At 62.7% G+C, this 17,660-nt stretch carries 15 protein-coding genes; 8 read left to right on the top strand and 7 right to left on the bottom strand.

The genetic code is table 11. From position 1 onward, the window contains the following. Positions 1-71: 71 nt before the first annotated feature. Complete coding sequence (locus AXYL_RS19355) at positions 72-1,595, bottom strand: amidohydrolase family protein (RefSeq protein ID WP_013394542.1); 1,524 nt, start codon at positions 1,593-1,595, stop codon at positions 72-74. Between the two features lie 482 nt (positions 1,596-2,077). On the opposite strand from AXYL_RS19355, the gene AXYL_RS19350 reads away from it, so the two are divergent. The 3 genes from AXYL_RS19350 to AXYL_RS19340 are packed head-to-tail and all read left to right on the top strand — an operon-like array spanning position 2,078 to position 5,503. Then, a complete protein-coding gene (locus AXYL_RS19350) occupies positions 2,078-2,935 on the top strand; it encodes a DUF2272 domain-containing protein (RefSeq protein WP_013394541.1) in 858 nt (285 codons plus the stop codon). A gap of 10 nt (positions 2,936-2,945) precedes the next feature. Beyond that, complete coding sequence (locus AXYL_RS19345; RefSeq protein ID WP_013394540.1) at positions 2,946-3,920, top strand: hypothetical protein; 975 nt, start codon at positions 2,946-2,948, stop codon at positions 3,918-3,920. Positions 3,921-3,940: 20 nt separating this feature from the next. Next, positions 3,941-5,503, top strand: a complete 1,563-nt coding sequence (locus AXYL_RS19340) for an amidohydrolase family protein (protein ID WP_158307668.1) — start codon at positions 3,941-3,943, stop codon at positions 5,501-5,503. Positions 5,504-5,539: 36 nt separating this feature from the next. On the opposite strand, the gene AXYL_RS19335 is transcribed toward AXYL_RS19340, so the two are convergent. From AXYL_RS19335 to AXYL_RS19320, 4 genes are all read right to left on the bottom strand, one after another. Next, entirely contained in the window at positions 5,540-6,745 is a 1,206-nt protein-coding gene (locus tag AXYL_RS19335) for a benzoate/H(+) symporter BenE family transporter (protein WP_013394538.1), read from the bottom strand. Positions 6,746-6,809: 64 nt separating this feature from the next. Continuing rightward, complete coding sequence (locus tag AXYL_RS34395) at positions 6,810-7,550, bottom strand: TetR/AcrR family transcriptional regulator (RefSeq protein WP_013394537.1); 741 nt, start codon at positions 7,548-7,550, stop codon at positions 6,810-6,812. Positions 7,551-7,605: 55 nt separating this feature from the next. Next, complete coding sequence (locus tag AXYL_RS19325) at positions 7,606-8,754, bottom strand: thiolase C-terminal domain-containing protein (protein ID WP_237709917.1); 1,149 nt, start codon at positions 8,752-8,754, stop codon at positions 7,606-7,608. An 11-nt stretch (positions 8,755-8,765) separates the two neighbouring features. Further along, positions 8,766-9,164 (bottom strand): Zn-ribbon domain-containing OB-fold protein, encoded by a 399-nt coding sequence (locus AXYL_RS19320; protein ID WP_013394535.1) that lies wholly within the window; start codon positions 9,162-9,164, stop codon positions 8,766-8,768. Positions 9,165-9,369: 205 nt separating this feature from the next. Here AXYL_RS19320 and AXYL_RS19315 point away from each other — a divergent pair, with 205 nt between their 5' ends. From AXYL_RS19315 to AXYL_RS19295, 5 genes are all read left to right on the top strand, one after another. Then, positions 9,370-9,816 carry a MaoC family dehydratase N-terminal domain-containing protein gene (locus tag AXYL_RS19315; protein WP_013394534.1) on the top strand — a complete coding sequence of 149 codons (447 nt, stop codon included), beginning with the start codon at positions 9,370-9,372 and terminating at the stop codon, positions 9,814-9,816. A gap of 11 nt (positions 9,817-9,827) precedes the next feature. Beyond that, positions 9,828-10,247, top strand: coding sequence for a MaoC/PaaZ C-terminal domain-containing protein (locus AXYL_RS19310; RefSeq protein ID WP_013394533.1), 420 nt, complete (start codon positions 9,828-9,830; stop codon positions 10,245-10,247). A gap of 203 nt (positions 10,248-10,450) precedes the next feature. Continuing rightward, positions 10,451-11,992: an AMP-binding protein gene (locus tag AXYL_RS19305; RefSeq protein WP_013394532.1), complete on the top strand. Its 1,542-nt coding sequence runs from the start codon at positions 10,451-10,453 to the stop codon at positions 11,990-11,992. Between the two features lie 2 nt (positions 11,993-11,994). Continuing rightward, on the top strand, positions 11,995-12,927 hold the full coding sequence (locus AXYL_RS19300) for an SDR family NAD(P)-dependent oxidoreductase (protein WP_013394531.1): 933 nt from the start codon (positions 11,995-11,997) through the stop codon (positions 12,925-12,927). Between the two features lie 240 nt (positions 12,928-13,167). Further along, positions 13,168-15,468: a DNA internalization-related competence protein ComEC/Rec2 gene (locus AXYL_RS19295; protein WP_413772862.1), complete on the top strand. Its 2,301-nt coding sequence runs from the start codon at positions 13,168-13,170 to the stop codon at positions 15,466-15,468. Positions 15,469-15,483: 15 nt separating this feature from the next. Here AXYL_RS19295 and AXYL_RS19290 read toward each other — a convergent pair whose 3' ends face one another. Continuing rightward, on the bottom strand, positions 15,484-16,467 hold the full coding sequence (locus AXYL_RS19290; protein WP_013394529.1) for a Bug family tripartite tricarboxylate transporter substrate binding protein: 984 nt from the start codon (positions 16,465-16,467) through the stop codon (positions 15,484-15,486). A gap of 48 nt (positions 16,468-16,515) precedes the next feature. Next, a complete protein-coding gene (locus AXYL_RS19285) occupies positions 16,516-17,604 on the bottom strand; it encodes an isocitrate/isopropylmalate dehydrogenase family protein (protein ID WP_013394528.1) in 1,089 nt (362 codons plus the stop codon). Positions 17,605-17,660 lie beyond the last annotated feature (56 nt).

The raw sequence follows: 17,660 nt of genomic DNA, 5'->3' as shown, positions 1-17,660 counted from the left end.
CGCCAGCCGCGGGCAGGACTGTCCATCCGCCGGCGCGAACCGGCGGGTGGCAGTGCGGTTTGCGGTGAGGGTCAGGCCGCGCGCTTCTGGGAGCGCGCCTGCAGCTTCTGCTCGATGCGCGTGCCCTTGAAGAACTCGGGGTGCGCCTGGGTATAGAAGCGGTAGGGGTTGTCGAACACCAGGGCCTTGAAGTCCGCCGCGCTGATCACGCCGTCCTCGACCAGGTCCCAGCTTTCGGCCAGCGGTTCGGTCAGGTCGGGTACGTCCCAGTGGCCGACGTCCGACGACCAGATCGCGTTGAGCTTGGTGTTCAGCGGGTTGGCGCGGTCGTTGAAGGCGGCGCCTATGGTCCGGTCGTCGGCCTCCGATCCGAAGTAGAAGCTGTCGACCCAGCGCTTGCGGATATCCTCCACGCTGTCGATGCCGGCCGCGGCGAAGTCGTCGAGCTCATCGCCCTGGGGCTCGCGGCTGTGATGCAACGCCGACAGGCCCAGGCTGTCGCGCAGCAGGGTGTCCTTGTTGATTTCGCGTCCGTTCAGCAGTCCGGCGCCGTAGCGCTCGAACAGGTCTGCCAACAGCTCCACGTCGGCGTTGGCCGGGTTGTATTGCTGCACGGCGTTGCGGTTGCGCTTTTCCCAGCGGTCCACTAGGTGCGCATACACATGCGCGCCCCAATCCGCGCCACCCTCCAGCAAGGCCACGCGCAGATCGGGAAAGCGCCGGGTCACGCCGCCGAAGAACAGCGCCTTGGCGAAGGCCTGGGAACCATCGGCGAAATGGCCGATATGGTTGAACATGTAGTTGCTGATGGAATGTCGGCCAGTCCAGCCCTGGCTGCCGTAGTGGGTGGCGAGCGGCACGCCCAGTTCCACCGCCTTGGCCCAGAACGGGTCGTAGTCGTACTCGCTGTCCAGGCCGAAGAAGTCGACGTAGGACGCATGCCGCGCGATCTCCGGGTACTCCGCCGGCGGGTACTTGTCGGCGATGGCCTTGATCGGCCGGCGCACGCCGCCCGGAATGTTCGCCACCTTCAGCCCCAGCGTCTTGACGGCGAATTCGAGTTCTTCAATGGCTTCCTGCGGCGTGTTCAGGGGAATGCCCGCCACGGGCGTCAGCCGGTCGCTGTACTTGCGGTACTGGTCCGCATGGAAATGGTTGATCGCGCGATGCAAGGGCTGACGGTATTCGTCGCCCGCGCCCAGCGGCGCCAGCACGTCGTTGGGAAACAGGATGGAGTAGTCGGAGCCTTGCTCCTCCAGGCGTTCATATAGCAGCTCCGGCAGCGTGACCGTGGCCAGGTCCAGGGTATTGCGTGTGACGCGCGCCCACCAGGGCGAACGCAGCGTGCGGTTGTGTTGTCGTTCCGCGGGCGTCTGCTGATACCAGTCCTTGCCCTGGGACTTGGTGGCGAAGCGCGAGCCCTGCGTCTTGCGCAGCACATCCACCAGCTTGGAGCCGCCATAGTGCTGGATGTAGTCCTCCAGCACAGGCGCATAGTCGTTGACGTGTACGTCGGTATCGATCACGGGATAGTCCAGCTTCGCCTTGATGGCGGCGGAGCGGGAAGCCTGGGTACGGTGCAGCCGGTCGTTCATGCGGGTCTCCGAGAGTGAAACGAACGCGGCGCCTTGCGGATTCGGCAAGGCTGGCGCGGACTGATCACAGTACGGGAGATGGTCGTCAGGCCAAACGACTGATACGCAATTTCTAACTGAGTGATGTGCTTATGGCTTGGGTGTGGCAATGGACGGGTCTTGCGGTCCGCATACTCAAATTTGGGTATGCGCCGACAAAAAGACGCTCCTAACATGGTTTCGGCCAAGGCCGCGCACATCGCTCCTATGGCAATAACTTGAGGGGAGCACCTCTTGCCCGGGATTTTCGTGTGTGCGGATGGTATCTGCGCCATTGTGTTTCATGCAATTGGCGGAGAGATGATGCGGATCTTTTCACGTACTTTGGCTTGCACTGCACCTTGGAAAAGGTGCCGGCTTTTTGCATATTGAGTTGATAGAGATCGTTGTCTCGGTTTGGCGTGCACAGCGGCCAATGCCCGGGTGCGGTCAGGGAGCGTCTCATGAAACGTTTCGTCAATGTCGAGGCTGTCAACCTGCGGGCCACGCCCAGTACTGTGAAGAACTCACCGATCGGCAGTCTCACGCTAGGCGAGGAAATCTTCGATCTGGGGGACGCGCCCGGTGGGTGGCATCACGTTCAAACGGAAATTGGCGGGGTGCCGCTCCAGGGATACTCGGTTGACGGCCTGGCGGACTCGAAGTTCAAGTGGGCCAAGGCCAAACAGCCAACGTTGCGGTCACCCGCTACGCGCGCCCGCGAAGCGCTTGTGGCGGCCGCGGTGGAGCAGTGGCTTCGATTCGACAAAGGGCAGGGTAAAGAGAACGCTGAACCCTATAGCAGCTACATCCACGAAATGTGGAAGGCGCTGGGTAAGAACCTGACCGGGAAAGATACTGCTTACCCCTGGTCTGCCGTTGCCATTTCCCTCATGGTAAGGAACGCGGCGAAGGTTATCCCGGAGTACCAGGCCTTCAAGCAGTCCATCGGCCACGCGAGGTTCATGTGGGATGCCATCAAGAAGGGGGCAAGCAAGGATGCGTCCGCGCCGTTCTGGGGTGTTCCCCTAACGGAAGACAAGCCGCAGGTCGGCGACATCATCGGCAGTTGGCGGGGAACTCCCTTCGCGTTCGACCAATATCTCGCGGCGACGAAAAATCCGGAGGCTCCTAGCCATTCTGACATTGTCGTGGCGGTAGGTTCCGAGGTTGCATTGGCCGTGGGCGGCAACGTCAGGCAGTCCGTCTTCGTCACCGGATACCAGCTGACCGCCGACGGAAAACTCGGAAAGAACCAGCGATTCGATAAGGGAAAGTTGGTTGGAGAAGCAATTGTCCTGATGAAAAATCGAATCGCTTGAGGGAACTCTTATGCGCATCGCATTTGCGTCCTGCATCGCCACCAATGTATTCAATGACCAACCCGTTTGGGACTGGATCAGGGCGCAAGCGCCAGATCATCTGATCTTGCTCGGTGACAGCATGTACCTGGACATACATGTCGAGGAAGCAGGGCATCCAAAAGATATGGGCGTGGACGACTTTGCCAAGCATGCGTTTTCTCGGTACAGCGAGCTGCTTCAGCAGGCGCAGTTCTCAAGACTTGTGAAGTCGTTGCCAACAGGTCGTGTCTGGACGACTTGGGACGATCACGACTGCCTATGGAATGATGTCCTGGGAGCGGTTGCCAGGGAAAGCCCCGCTCAGGCGCCGAAACTGCGTATCAGCACTGCCCTGCATGAGGCGTTTCGTAGGACTCTGAAAAAAGGCATGGCGGCGGGCTCATTTCCCAATGCCTACAATGCTCCGTCCCTTTGGAAGGAGAATCAGCCGCCTCTGGAATCGCCAAGTATCAAGCTGTCGAATGACGTGATGTTGCATCTTGCCGATGTGCGTAGCTGGCGTACGGGAACCTGGCTGATTCCAGACGACGCGCGCACGATATTGGGCGCCCGACAAAGAGCCGGCTTCGACGCTGCTATGGAGCGCGCACCTGATGCCATTCACCTCTTCGCCAGTGGCTCCACCTGTGCTGATTACAAGGTTGGGTATGCCGGTGACTGGGAGTGGCTGCTTGGTCGGGCAGCCATCAGCAAGATCCTGGTGCTCAGCGGCGATATCCACCGTAACGAGTCCGATGCTTTTTTCACCACGGGTTGGCCCCTGCATGAGGCGACCTCATCGGGCGCGGCAGTGAAATACGCCGTGACGGTAGGAGAGACGTACAGGAACTATGGTCTCGTCGATATCGACGAGACGCACGTTTCATTTTCTTTTTTCGCGGAGAACCAGCCTGAGCCGCGCCATTCGCGCAAACTAAGCCGCGCGAGCTGGCTCCCTGTATGAAACCCCGGCGTCGCGAACTCTTGAGCGCGCTCGCCGCGCTGCCCTTTGTTGGGGGGTGCCGATGGCCGCGCCGAGCTTCGGAAAACGCTCAAGGCAGCGCTCCGCCCGAGGGCCTCAGCCCTATCCTGACACCGCGTCCTGGGCGGAAGGCCGAGGGCGCTCCGGCTTGGGTGGTCGATACCCACGCGCACTTCTTTAATGCCAGCGATGTGCCGGTGGAAGGATTCCTGGCGGGACCGGTTGCGCATAGCAGGTCCGGAGTATCCAGGACGCTGATTAGGGCATTGGCCCCACTTGCCGGCCGGATTGCATCCCTGGCGCCGACCGCCGATGAAGAAATCAAAGAGCTTGTCGGGATGGCCCGCAACCATGCGGTAATGGGCCTGCCGCCAGAGGCAAGCGAAACTGTCCTGCACCAGCGGCGAGCAGAGTTCTTGAAAAGACAGTCAGCCTTCTTCTTCGAGGTGGTACGAGGAACCGAATTTGAGACGATCTACAACGATGCGGCGCCAGCGAGCTTTACACAGGGAGGGGTGGACGGAAACTTGGGACCGGACACGATGGCAATGGTTTTTCAAGCCACCGAGACCGGAGGACTGGTAGAACCCATGAGCGATGGCGCGGCCCAGGGAGGTGGAGCATATCGCGAAGGTGTTGTGGGTTTTGTGGGATACATGCTGTCTTATCGATGGATGAACCTGCTCGCGTACCAGCAGTCGTTCACCACCGGTGACCAGGCTTTCGGGGTGGACCGCGTGTTTGCTTCCTTGGTCGACTTTGATTATTGGCTGGCTCCCGCAGCCCTTTCATCGCAAGAGAGCCAGATAGCGCTGCATCAGTTGCTTTCAGTGCTGTCGAATGGATACATGCGCCCCTTGGTTGCGTACAACCCCTGGAGTGCGGTGCTGGACCCCAAGCGGGTGCGCTTGCGGGTGGCCGACGCGATAGAAAGGCGGGGGTTTGTCGGCATCAAGATTTACCCGCCGAACGGATTCAGGCCGCTTGTAAACCCTGACGTTCACCCGATGCGCCCGGGGATACCCTCGGGCGCAGCCCTGGAACGTGAGCTGACGGCGATGTGGAACATTGCCCAGCGTCTGGACGTACCGGTGATGGCTCACGGCGCATCAACAATGGGGTTGGATGACCTGCATGACGAGTACGCAAGCCCGCAGGGATGGACGCAAGCGCTGATGAAACTGGACTCGCCCCGTGTGAACATCGGCCACTTTGGGGGAGACGATCTTGAGGGCTGGTCAGCCGGGTTTGCCGCACTGATGGAGGCTGGCGCGGGGAAGAACCTCTATGGCGATACGGGTTACTGGGAAAATCTGAGATGTGGAAAGTTGGAGAGTTGCATCGCGCGCGATCAATTGAAGAGGATCTTCGAAACTCATGCAGTGCTGAATGCCAGACTCATGTATGGCAGCGATTGGCACATGCTCTCTCAAGAGCGCGCATGGGCCCGGTATCCGTCGGAAATCTTGCGAGCGACGAGAGATTTCATAAATCCTGAATCGCTCTTTGGAGGCAATGCGATTGGCTGTTTTGGCAAAGCAGCACAACCGCCTCCGGTTTCTTGAGTCAGTACTTGTGCGCCGTCCGCTCGATTTTGGCCATCAGGTCTTCGAAAAATCCGCGCGCTCCAGGATGAAGCTGGTCGCCACGCCGAACACCACGCCCCAGAACGGCGCGCCGATGCCAAGCAGGGGCAGGCCGCCCAGGGTCACCAGGAAGGCGACCAGGGCGCCCAGCGTGAAGTGCTGGCGGAAAGCGGTATGGAACGCGCCTTGCAGGATGCGCAGGAGCGCCAGCCCCGCCAGCGTGGCCACGAAGGCGGCGGGCGTGGCCAGCAGCGCCTGCGTGACCAGCGGCGAAAACAGGCCGAACACGATCACCATCACGCCCAGGAAGATCGCGGCCAGCCAGTGCCGCGACGCGTCGGCGCCGGAGGCGATGATGGCGTTCGATGGACCGGCCAGACAGGTCGAGACGCAGCCCAGGCAGGCGGTCAGCGCCGAGAACACGCCGCAGGCGTTGGTGATCGCATTGACCGGCGGCCGATGCAGCGAATTCCTCAGCACGGCAATCCCTTGCGCGTTCTGCACCGCGATCACGGTCACCGCAAGAGGCAGCACCAGCTCGAATGCCGCGGCCCAGGAGAATACCGGCGCGTAGAACTGCGGGCTGGCCACCGAGGTCGCCAGCGTCACGTGTTCCAGCTGTGGCGCTCGTCCCATGAACATCAGCACGCCTATTCCCGCGATCAGCGCGCCGATAATGGGCGATAGCCGCTTTTGCACGGCAGGGAAGACCGAGACCAGGAAGAAGGTGGCGGTCATGACGCCCGCGAGCCAGGGATCGGATGCGAACGACTTGATCCAGTCCAGCGCGAAGCTGAGGAAGACGCCGGCGACCATGCCCATGACGATGGGCATGGGGATGCGGTCCATGATGGCGCCGACCCAGCCCGTCAATCCCAGCACCAGCATCAGCGCGGCGGTCAGCAGATAGGCGCCGATGACCTCGGCAAAGGGCAGATGTTGCAGGGCGCTGGCGACCAGCACCGCGCCGGGGATGGTCCAGAGGAAGGCGAGCGGCTGCCGGTAGATGGCGGACATCACGATGGTGAGGATGCCGTTGAGCACGAATGCGGCAAATATCCACGAAGCCAGAGTCGCCTGGCTGAGGCCTCCCTTCACGCCCGCGCTCAGGATGATGGCCACCGGCGCGGACGCGGAGAACAGGAAGGCGACGAAAGCGTTCGTCAGCTCGGTTGCCGGGAATGACGATGGAGCGGCTGGAATCGTGTCTGGGTGGGCCATGGACTTATCTCATTAATGAGTGAAGCATCTTGCCGGGCACCGACACAATACAGGAAATGTCGCCCTATGAGCCGCGGGCTGGCCGGGCCGGAGTGGCCGGCGAGCTGTCAGGCGGGATGGGTTGGTAGCCCACGCCGCGCAGCACGAAGTCGACCACCGTTTCGGCATAGCTCGCGCAGTTTTTCTGAAGCAATTCCATTTTGTCGTCTGGGGTGTACAGGAAGTGATTCAGCAGCGCGCCGGCGACCAGATCGAGTACCAGGGCAGGGGAGACGTCTTTCGGGATTTCATTGCGCGCCATCGCCTGCAGGATGATCTTGCGTCCGTGTTCCCGGCTATGGCGTTCCCAGCCTGCCAGCGATCTGCCCAGTACTTCCGGAAAGAGCTTTGCCTCGATATGGACCCGGGCGACGATGAGCCCGTAGCCCTGCGCATAGAATCGCAGGATGGCGACCGCCAGGTGGACCAGATCTCCGCGCAGGGATCCGGTATTGCCGAAATCCGGAAATGGGGCGGACATGTCCTGCAAGGTGTCCGCAATCAAGGCTTCCTTGTTGGGCCAGCGCTTGTAGATCGCGGCTTTACCGACTTTCGCCGCACGCGCAACGCCATCGATGGTCAGTCCGGCCCAGCCCAGCTCTTTATAGAGGGTGAGTGTTGCGGCAAAGACCCGGGGTTCGAGCGTAGGATCTATTGGACGGCCGCGGCCAGGTGTAGACGGATTCAGAATTCTGCCCTCGGATACGAAGCGGATGGCGAGCAAGGCGCGCCATAAAGCAAAACGGAGCATGCCGCCATCGCGCATGCTCCTTCGGGGGGACTTACCGCTCAGATGCCAGGCGTATACCCGCTTACGGGAATCAGGGGCGGCTGGCGGCTAGTACCAGACTGGTCGATGCCGCAAAAAACAGCCCCACGCCCTGTACAAAACTAAGCTGCGCGTCTTGGACCTGAGCTTCGGCGCTGCCTCGCAACTGGCGTACTGCTTCCTGAATGGCAAACATGCCGTACATGCCCGTATGAGTGTAGCAGAGCCCCCCTCCATTGGTATTCATGGGCAGCCTGCCGGACGGCAGCGTATTGCCCTCGGCAATGAAGGCGCCGGACTCGCCTTTGCCCACGAATCCGATATCTTCGAGCATGTATAGCGGCAAGTGCGCGAACGCGTCGTAGCACATCAGATGGTCCACATCGTCATGGCTGATTCCGCTGGTTTCGAACGCCTCTTTGGAAGATCGGCGGAAGGACTGGAACGAACTGACGTCTTCCATTTGCGATACCAGCCGTGATTCGGCGGATTCGCCGGAGCCCAGCAAGAAGACCGCGCGGTCCGCCGAAGGCAGGTTCGCGGCCCGCTCGGCGCTGGTCAATACCAGGGCGCCGCCGCCGTCCGTGACGACGCAACACATGTCGCGCGTGAACGGGTAAGCGATGACAGGCGCGGACAACACTTCATCGGCCGTGACGATTTCTCGGCGCAAGGCGCGGGAGTTGCGGCTGGCCCATTTTCGCTGCGCGACCACGACTTCCGCGAGATCCCGCGGCCCCATGCCGCGGTCATGCAGGAAGCGCAAGGCGGGCACGGTAAAGGTCGAGTATGGCGCCACGGCCCCGTATGGCGCTTCGAATTGTCCTTCCGCTGCCGCCGCGTTGATGGTCCAGGCGGGCGCCCCGACTCGTGAACGGCCGGACTCGCCATGCGTGATGAGGACCACGTTCGCGGCGCCCGAAGCGATGGCGGCCGCGGCGTGTCGCACATGGGAAAGGAAGCTGCATCCGCCGACCATCGTGCCATCGATCCATCTGGGGGTGATCCCCAAATAGTGCGTAACCTCCATCGGCATCAGTCCTGCGGTGGCGATGCCGTCTACGTCCGAGGGTGACAAGCCTGCGTCGCGCAGGGCGTTTCTGGCGGCTTCGGCGTGAAGCGCGATCACGGATTTGGAGGGAACGATGCCAATCTCATCGGTTTCGGCGGCGCCCACGATGACCACGTTGCCGCCATGCATGTTTTTTTCGCTCATTTGCTGATTCCCTCGGGCTGAAACACGGGCAGCGATATGCCATCGCGCTGCACAAAGTCGACGATCAGGTCCATGTCCAATGCCAGGTTTTCCGGTGTGGGCGCGATGCCCACGATGTTGGTCATCATGCGAGGGCCTTCGGCCAGCTGGACCAGGGCGATGACGGGTGATGCGCCCTCATTGCCCGGGATGGGCCGGTGGTTGATCACATAGGAGATCAACTTTGCTTTTCCGGAAACCTGCTTCCACCGGACCTGATCGGAAAGGCAATGCCGGCAGAAAATCCCCGGATAGAAGTAGAACTGGCCGCAATCATTGCAATGTTGAATTTCGAGCCGGCCTTGTTTTGCCGCGTTCCAGTATGGAAGGGTGTCTGGTGTAGGTATGGGCTTCATGAATGTCGTTTCGGTTTGATTGACGATGGCGTTGCGTTGACTTGCTATTGATCTCTGCAATTTCCGTGCTACGATTTACGGACGAAATAAGTCTGAAAATAATAGTGCTGGCGTACGGGCGTGTCAACAGTCCTGAAGGCAGGGGATTGGCGGTCTGCGGCGTCCGCGCGTACCAGAGCGAAAACTTTTTCCACGGAGATGCGCTATGGCTGAGCCGACTGATATCGGGACGATCCTGTCGCGGGGAACCGCGACGGCGGAGATGGGGCGGTTGAAATTTTTCTCAAAAGCAATCGGAGAGAACAATCCGATCTACTTTGAAGAGTCCGCGGCGCTTGCCGCCGGCTACAGAGGTATTCCGATTCCGCCGACCTTCCTGTTTTGCCTAAATGGAGAGGCCGCGGCCTCCAGCAATACCATGTCGCGCTTGCAACTCGATCTGGCGCGCGTTCTGCATGCCGAGCAGGCTTTCACCTATAAAAAAATGGCCTATGCCGGAGACGTCCTGCAGTTTGAAACCAAGGTGGCCGACGTATACGACAAGAAAGACGGCCAGCTTCATTTTGTCGTCTTGGAAACTGCCGTGAGCGACGTCAATGGGGACGCGGTGGCGCAGCTTCGCAGCACAATCGTCGAGCGTAGAAACGGATAAGGAGAATACCCATGCAAAGAATTGATTTTTCTGCCATCTCGGTCGGAGATGAGATCGCGCTGACGGATATACCGGCCATCACCCGGACCACCTTGGCGTTGTACTGCGGCGCATCCGGCGACCATAACCCGATTCATGTGGATATCGATTTCGCCAGAAAGGCAAAAATGCAGGACGTATTCGCGCACGGCATGCTTTCGGCCGCATATCTGGGAAGGTTGCTGACCAAGCTGGTACCGCAGGAAGACATCCGCAGCATGTCAGTGAGATTTACGGGAATTACGAACGTGGGCGACAAGCCTCATTGCGTCGGGCGCGTGATTGAAAAGTCCACCGCGCAGGGGGATAAGCTCGTCAAGCTAAGCCTGGGCTGCGCGGACCAGAACGGTGCGCAGAAGGTGATTGGCGAGGCGGTAGTGGCGGCCTATTGACGCCACAATGTCGTCCTCAAGGCAACGCGCCGCTCGCGTGCGAACTCGTTCGCCCGTCTCTCGAAACCGGACAATTTGCCTAGCCGCTTGACCTCAAAGAACCGCAATATTATTATTTACAGACAAAAAACGTCCGTAAAAAAAGCGCCAAATTCCGGATGAAAGAGACCGAGTTTGCACAGCAAATCATTGGAGGAAGACCCATGCACGGCAAAGGACCCGAATCGAAAGGTTTCTACAGCCTCGCCAGCAGGCATCCCGAGCGCATTGCGTACATCGAGGCGGACGGAACGACGACGACCTTTGGCAAGTTGCTGGACGAGGTCAACAGACTGTCGAATGGACTTCGCGCGCGAGGTCTGCGTAGGGGTGACGCGGTCGCCGTGCTTCTAAAGAACTGTCAAGCTTATTTCGAGCTTGCATTGGCCACGGGGCAGCTCGGGCTGTACATGGTGCCGATCAATTGGCACCTCACTGCCGAGGAGATCGTCTACATCTTGCGCGATAGCGACTCAAAGATGCTGATCGCGTCAAATGAGTTCGCGCCCGGCCTTGCCTCCGCCGAATTGCCAGCGATGCGCTTCAGCATCGAGGGAGGAGAGCGTGGATGGGGCGGATTCGACGAATTGAAGGCGGACAGCCGCGTCCCCGATCAACGCAGCGCGGGCTCGTGGATGGGCTACACATCCGGGACTACCGGCAGGCCCAAGGGCGTGAAGCGCAAGCTCGCGGACAAGAGCCCCGAGGATGTCATCGGCAACCTCCCGGACGCGCTCGATCTGTTTGGCGTTTCTCATGACCCTGGTTGTCACCTGGTGTTCTCGCCCCTCTATCATTCGGCGCCTGCCGCATGGGCGATGATGTCCCTGCATCGCGGCCATACGATAGTTTGCCGCAACAAGTTCGATGCCGAACTGGCATTGCGGGATATCGAAAAATATCGGGTATCGACCGTGCACATGGTGCCGACCCATTTTGTCAGATTGCTGCGGCTGGAAAACCGCAAGAAATACGATGTTTCGAGCTTGAAGTGCGTGGTGCATGCCGGCGCGCCTTGCCCGATCGATGTCAAGTTCAAGATGATGAAATGGCTCGGGCCAAAAATCTGGGAATACCTCGGTTCGACCGAGGCTGGCATGTACTCGATGGTGGGCCCGGAGGACTGGCTGAGCAAGCCAGGAACGGTGGGCCGGGCCGCACCTGGAACGGTGCTCAGGATCGTCGATGAGAATGGGCAGGAACTGCCCGCGGGCGAAGTAGGCATGATCTATGCGCGTAGCGCGATGACCGATTATTCCTATCACAACGATGAAGAAAAGACCCGGTCGTCCCGTCTTGACGATGGCTACGCGACCGCTGGCGACATCGGCACCATCGATGAGGATGGCTTCTTGTTCATTCTCGACCGCCGCAACGATCTGATCCTGTCGGGTGGCGTGAACATTTATCCCGCTGAAATCGAAGGCCGCCTGATTACCCACGGATCGGTGAAGGATGTTGCGGTCATTGGAGTCAGCGACCCGGAATGGGGGCAGAGCGTCCTGGCGGTGATACAGCCTGCCGACGCAGGCAGCGACCGGGCAGCCTTGGTTCAAGAACTCCGGGCCTACGCGGCCGAAACCCTGGCCGGCTACAAGTGCCCGGGCAGGTATGAATTTCTTGATGAGCTACCCCGCACGGAAGCGGGGAAGCTGCAGAGGAATGTTCTCAGAGATCGTTACAACACATCCAAAATGGAGATTTGAGCATGGGTATCCTGAAAGGCCGTACCGCGATCATCACGGGAGCAGGACAGGGAATTGGCGCTGCCATCGCGCTCGCCTTCGCGCGAGAGGGCGCGAATCTGGTCATTAACGATTTGGGTACCGGCCCGGACGGCACTGGCGGCGACAACGGCCCGGTGCATCGCGTCGCCGAGCAGATCAACGATCTGAAAGGCAGCGCCGTTGCCGACGCCGGTGACATTGCCGACGTGGCAACCGGGCGGCGGCTGGTCGAGACGGCGGTGGCGAAATTCGGCAAGCTCGATATCGTCGTCAACGTTGCGGGCATCTTGCGCGATCGAATGATCTTCAACATGACCGAGGCGGATTGGGATGCCGTCGTCCGCGTACACCTGAAGGGGCATTTCAGCACTGTCCAGCCGGCGGCGGCCTATTTCCGCCAGCAGCGCAACCCGAACGGGAACTATCGCATCATCAACTTCACCTCGGCTTCGGGCTTGCAAGGGTCTCCCGGGCAAGCGAACTACGCCGCAGCCAAGATGGGGGTGGTGGGCCTGACGTATTCGTTGGCGCAAGGATTGGCGCGATATGGAGTTACGGCGAACGCCATTGCGCCGGTGGCCGCGACCCGGTTGACCGGCACGATTCCCAGCGACAAGAAGGTGGGCGATGTGGACAGTCCCGGAATAGCCGCGCTCATGCCGGAGAATATCGCGCCCATCGTGCTGTATCTTGCCAGCGAACGATCGAGCTGGCTGACTGGCCGCACGCTGTCCGCTGGCGGTTTCGATGTGGGGCTGTACAGCAATCCGGAAGAGATACGCCAGATCAGTTCCTCGAGTCCCTGGCAGTTCGATCAATTGTCTTCCATGCTGGAAAAGTCCTTCAAGCAGGTTGCCGATGGTCTGCCGCCCAGCGTGTTCGCGGCACAGCTGGCTAACGCGTCAGCGGGCTAGAAGGCGCGCCAGCGCTTCTGATCTGCGTTCAGCCGAGCTGGCTGAAAACATACACACTATCCGCCGCAACGCCGCGCCTCGGCCTACGCTGTCCCGTTTCGGGAGTCGCACATCACAGGCCGAATTTTCTGCATGGCGTTCGTGGCGGGCGCGGGATTGATCCAGTTGTGCCCCCGGCTTCCAGGAGCTGGGGCCACATGGTTGTTGGCGGGGGCGTGCCTGCTCGCGCCCGCCGTCGGCATGCGGCTGCGGCACCGCGCCGGGCGCTTGCTCGCGGCCCTGACGCTGGGCCTATGTGCGGGCCTGCTCAATGCCAGCCTGCAAGCGCAATCCAGGCTTGACGATAGGCTGTCGGATGCGCACCAGGATGCCGTGTCGCGCCTGGCGCTGCGCGTCGCGGAGTTGCCGGACGGCGATGCGCGCAGCCAGCGCTTTCTGGCCGAACTGGACGAGCCGGCGCCGCCAGGGATTCCGTCGCGCATCCAGGTCAGCTGGCAGGCGCCGCCCGGCCCGCAGGCCGCGCTACCTGAACTCAAGCCCGGCCAGGTCTGGCGCATGGCGCTGGTGCTGCGGCGTCCCCACGGTCTGCTGAATCCCGCCGGGCCCGATGCGGAAGGGCGCATGTTCGCGCAGGGGATACGCGCGGTGGGCACGGTGCGCGGGCAGCCCAGGCTGCTGGCGGACCGGCCTTGGGCGACACCGGGCATCGCGATAGAGCGGGCGCGCCATCGGGTGCGGGAGGGTTTGCGCGCGGCCCTGGGCGAGCATCGCTACGCGCCGGTGTTGATCGCCCTGGCCATCGGCGATCAGGCCGGCGTGGCGCGCGACGACTGGCGATTGTTCAACCGCAGCGGCATCACGCATCTGGTGTCGATCAGCGGCATGCACGTGACCTCGATAGCGGGCATCGCCGGGGTGCTGGTGGCGGCACTGTGGCGGCGGGGACGTTGGCGCGGCGCGGGGTTGGCCGAGCACGTGCCCGCGCGCGTGGCGGGCGGGGCGGCGGCCGCGTTGGTCGCGTTGCTGTACTGCCTGCTGGCCGGTTGGGGTGTGCCGGCGCGGCGCACTTTTTTCATGCTGTCGGTGGTGCTGGCGGCGGCGGTGTCGCGCCTGCCGCTGTCGGCCGGCCGGGTACTGGCGTGCGCCGCCGCTGTGGTGGTGGCGCTGGATCCTTGGGCGCCGGTGTCGGCGGGATTCTGGCTGTCGTTCGGCGCGGTGGCGGTGCTGTTGCGTATCGCGGATGCGCCGGTGGACCACGAGGCCGGCTGGCGCCGGCGCTGCGTGGCCAGATTGGCGCAGGCGACGCGCTTGCAGTTGATGGTGACCGTAGGCCTGACGCCGCTGTTGGCCTTCCTGGTGCACCAGGTGTCGCTGGGTTCGCCGCTGGCCAATGCGGTGGCCATTCCCGTCGTGACCTTCGTCGTGACGCCGCTGGCCTTGCTGTGCGCAGCCTTGTCGGTGCTGCCGGGCGCACAGGCGCTGGCCGCGTTCGCGGGTCAATGGGGCTTGCTGGCGTTCGACCTGATCATGGCGCCCGTGTCCTGGGTGGGCAACGCCGCCTGGGCCAGCGTGCCGGTCGCGGCGGCGCCATGGCCCTGGCTGCTGCTGGCGGTGGCTGGGATGGCATGGGCGTTGCAGGTACGCGGATGGCCGGGCAGGCATTTGGGGTGGATCTGCATGCTGCCGCTGCTGTTCTGGCGGCCCGACCGGCCCGAGCCGGGCCATTGGCGCATGAGCGCGATGGACGTGGGGCAGGGCAGCGCCATCCTGGTGGAGACCGCCAACCAAACCCTGCTGTTCGACGCGGGCCCACGCCACTACGGCGGCAGCGACGCGGGCGAGCGCGTGGTGGCGCCATTCCTGTTGGCGCGCGGTATCCGGCAGCTGGACGTGCTGGTCCTGTCGCACGCCGACCTGGATCACGTGGGTGGCTTGCGCGCTGTGCTGGCGGCGGTTCCGGCATTACGCGGCTTTGCCTCGTTCGATGTGGCCGCGTTCCTGCGCCGCGACATTGGGTTGTGGCCGGACGCGGGCAGCATTGCACCGCCCTTGCCTGACGACATGGGGCGTTGCCGGCGCGGCCAGGGCTGGGAGGCGGACAGCGTGGCGTTCACCTTCCTGAATCCGGTGGATGCCGGCGGCAAGGGCGGGCAGGGCCGCAATGCCGATAGCTGCGTGCTGTTGGTGCAGGGGAAGTCACATTCGCTGTTGCTGACGGGCGACGTGGGCGTGGCGCAGGAAAGCGCGCTGGTCCAGGACTTGCCGCGCATCGACGTGGTGATGGCGCCGCATCATGGCTCGGCGTCGTCCTCGGGCAGGGACCTGGTGGCCGCCGCGGCCGCCGGCCATGCGATCGCGCAGGCGGGACACTTGAACCGCTTCCACCATCCGGCTCGCGCGGTGGAGCTGCGATGGACACGGGCCGGCGCCGCCTTCTGGCGCAGCGACCGCGATGGCGCGGTGATGGCGAGCTCAGGTCCCGAGGGCCTGGAGGTTTGGGCTGAGCGGGAGCGCGGGCGGCGGTACTGGCATGGCCCCTGAGACCGCCCGCGACGCTTAGTTGGCGCCGAGCAAGTTCGCGCTCTTGACCAGCGAGGACACCCGTTCCGAGTCGCGCTTGAGCAGATCGGCGAAAGCAAGGGGACCGCGTTCTTGCGTAGCCGGAGCCTGCGCCGCCAGTTGTTCCAGACGCGTCTTGAACTCGGGCGTGTCGATGGCCTGGGACAGGGCGGCGGACAGCTTGTCGACGACGGGCTGGGGAGTGCCTGCGGGCGCGACCAGGCCGTTCCAGATCGCCAGGTCGAACTCGGGCAGGCCGCCCTCGGCAAAGGTGGGAATGTCCGGACTCTGCGCCAGACGGGCGGATCCGGTGACGGCGATGGCCTTGACGCGCTTGTCCTGGTGCAGGGGCAGCATGGTCACGGTCTGGTCGATGACGCCATCTATCATCCCGCTCATCAGGTCGGTCAACGCGGGACCCGTGCCGCGATAGGGAATGAGTTCGCCGCGCGCATTGGCGAAGTGCAGGAACATGGCCTCTGCCAGATGCGCAGTGCTGCCGGGACCGCTGGAGCCCAGGTTGAGCTTGACGGCGTTCGTGTCGCGGATGCGCTTGAGCATGGCGGGCAGGTCCTGGATGCCGCTCTTGTTGCTGACCGACAGCACCATCGGCACGGTAGCGACGATGCCGATGGGCGCCAGTTCCTTTTGCGGATCGTAATTGGCCTTGGGATGCAGGTGCGGCAGGATCGCCAGCGACATGTTGTTGAAGGCCAGGGTGTAGCCGTCAGGCGAACTCTTTTGCAGCTTCTGCATGCCGATAAGGCCACCGGCCCCGCCGGAGTTCTCGACCACCACGGTCTGGCCCAGCTGCTTGGCCAGGGAAGTTGCCACCAGACGGCCCAGCGTATCGCTGGTGCCGCCCGGCGCGAAGGGCACGATGACCGTGATGGAACGGCTGGGATAGTCCTGGGCCGCCGCGGGGGCGGCAAGCGATACCGCGGTCAGCGCGGCGCACAGGATGGGGGTGATGCGTAGCATGGGGTGTCTCCTCGTCATTGCTTTTGTGTGTGTGGATGCGTACGCCGCTCAGCGGGACAGCGCGCGGCAGACCGCCTGGGTCATGTCGGTGCAGCTTGCGGTGCCGCCCAGGTCGCGCGGCACGTGGTCTCCCTTGGCAAGCACCTGTTCGACGGCGAGCTCGATGCGCTGCGCGGCGTCGGTCAACGCGCCATCGGCATGCTTGTCGCCCAGCCAGCGCAACATGAGCGCGCCCGACAGGATGGTGGCCAGCGGGCTGGCGGCATTCTGGCCGGCGATGTCGGGGGCGGAACCGTGGGCGCCCTGGAACAGGCCGTGCGTGTCGCCCAGTTCGGCCGAGGCGGACAGGCCCATGCCGCCGATGGTGGCGGCGCCCAGGTCGGAGATGATGTCGCCGAACATGTTTTCGGCCACGATCACGTCATAGAAGTCCGGCCGTTTGAGCATGTGCACAGTGATGGCGTCGGCATAGGCGTAGTCGATGTCGACGTCGGGGTAGGACGTCGCGACCTCGTCGCAGACGGCGCGGAAAAAGGCGTAGGTGCGCAGGATGTTGGCCTTGTCGCATACCGTGACGCGGCGCTTGCCGTCGCGCGGCGCGCCCTTGCGCTGGCGGGCGAGTTCAAATGAAAAACGCGCCACGCGTTCGATGCCCTTGCGGGTGACGACGATGGTGTCGGTGGCCACTTCGTCGCGCAGCACGATGCCGCCGCCACGGCTGGCGTAGAGGCCCTCGGTGTTCTCGCGCACGATCACGTAGTCGATCTGTCCCGGCTGGAAGTGCTTGAGCGGCGAGTCGACTCCCTGGTATAGCCGGATGGGACGCACGTTGGCGTACAGGTCGAGCCGGAAGCGCAGGCGCAAGTGGAGGTCGTTGCCGACCTCGGTGCCGTCGGGATAGGTCACGCCAGGCATGCCTGCCGCGCCGTGCAAGATGGCGTCGGCCGCCTTGCAGGCCGCATAGGTGTCGTCGGGCAGCACGTAGCCCGACCTGACGTAGTGGTCGGCGCCGCCGTCGTAGCTGCTGAACGCGAGCAGGCCGGAGCCGCAGGCTTCCTTCAGCACGGTGATCGCCGACTGGCAGACCTCCGGACCGATGCCATCGCCGTCGATGGTCGCAATTTCATATTTAGCCATGTCTGGCTATCTCCTCGTTTGGGGTTCGAAATGGGAGGGGCGGCCGCGCGCGCGAC

This window comes from Achromobacter xylosoxidans A8, assembly GCF_000165835.1.
Lineage (GTDB): Bacteria > Pseudomonadota > Gammaproteobacteria > Burkholderiales > Burkholderiaceae_B > Achromobacter > Achromobacter xylosoxidans_B.
Note: the sequence above shows the minus strand (reverse complement) of the source record. Positions and strands in the feature narration are given on the sequence as shown.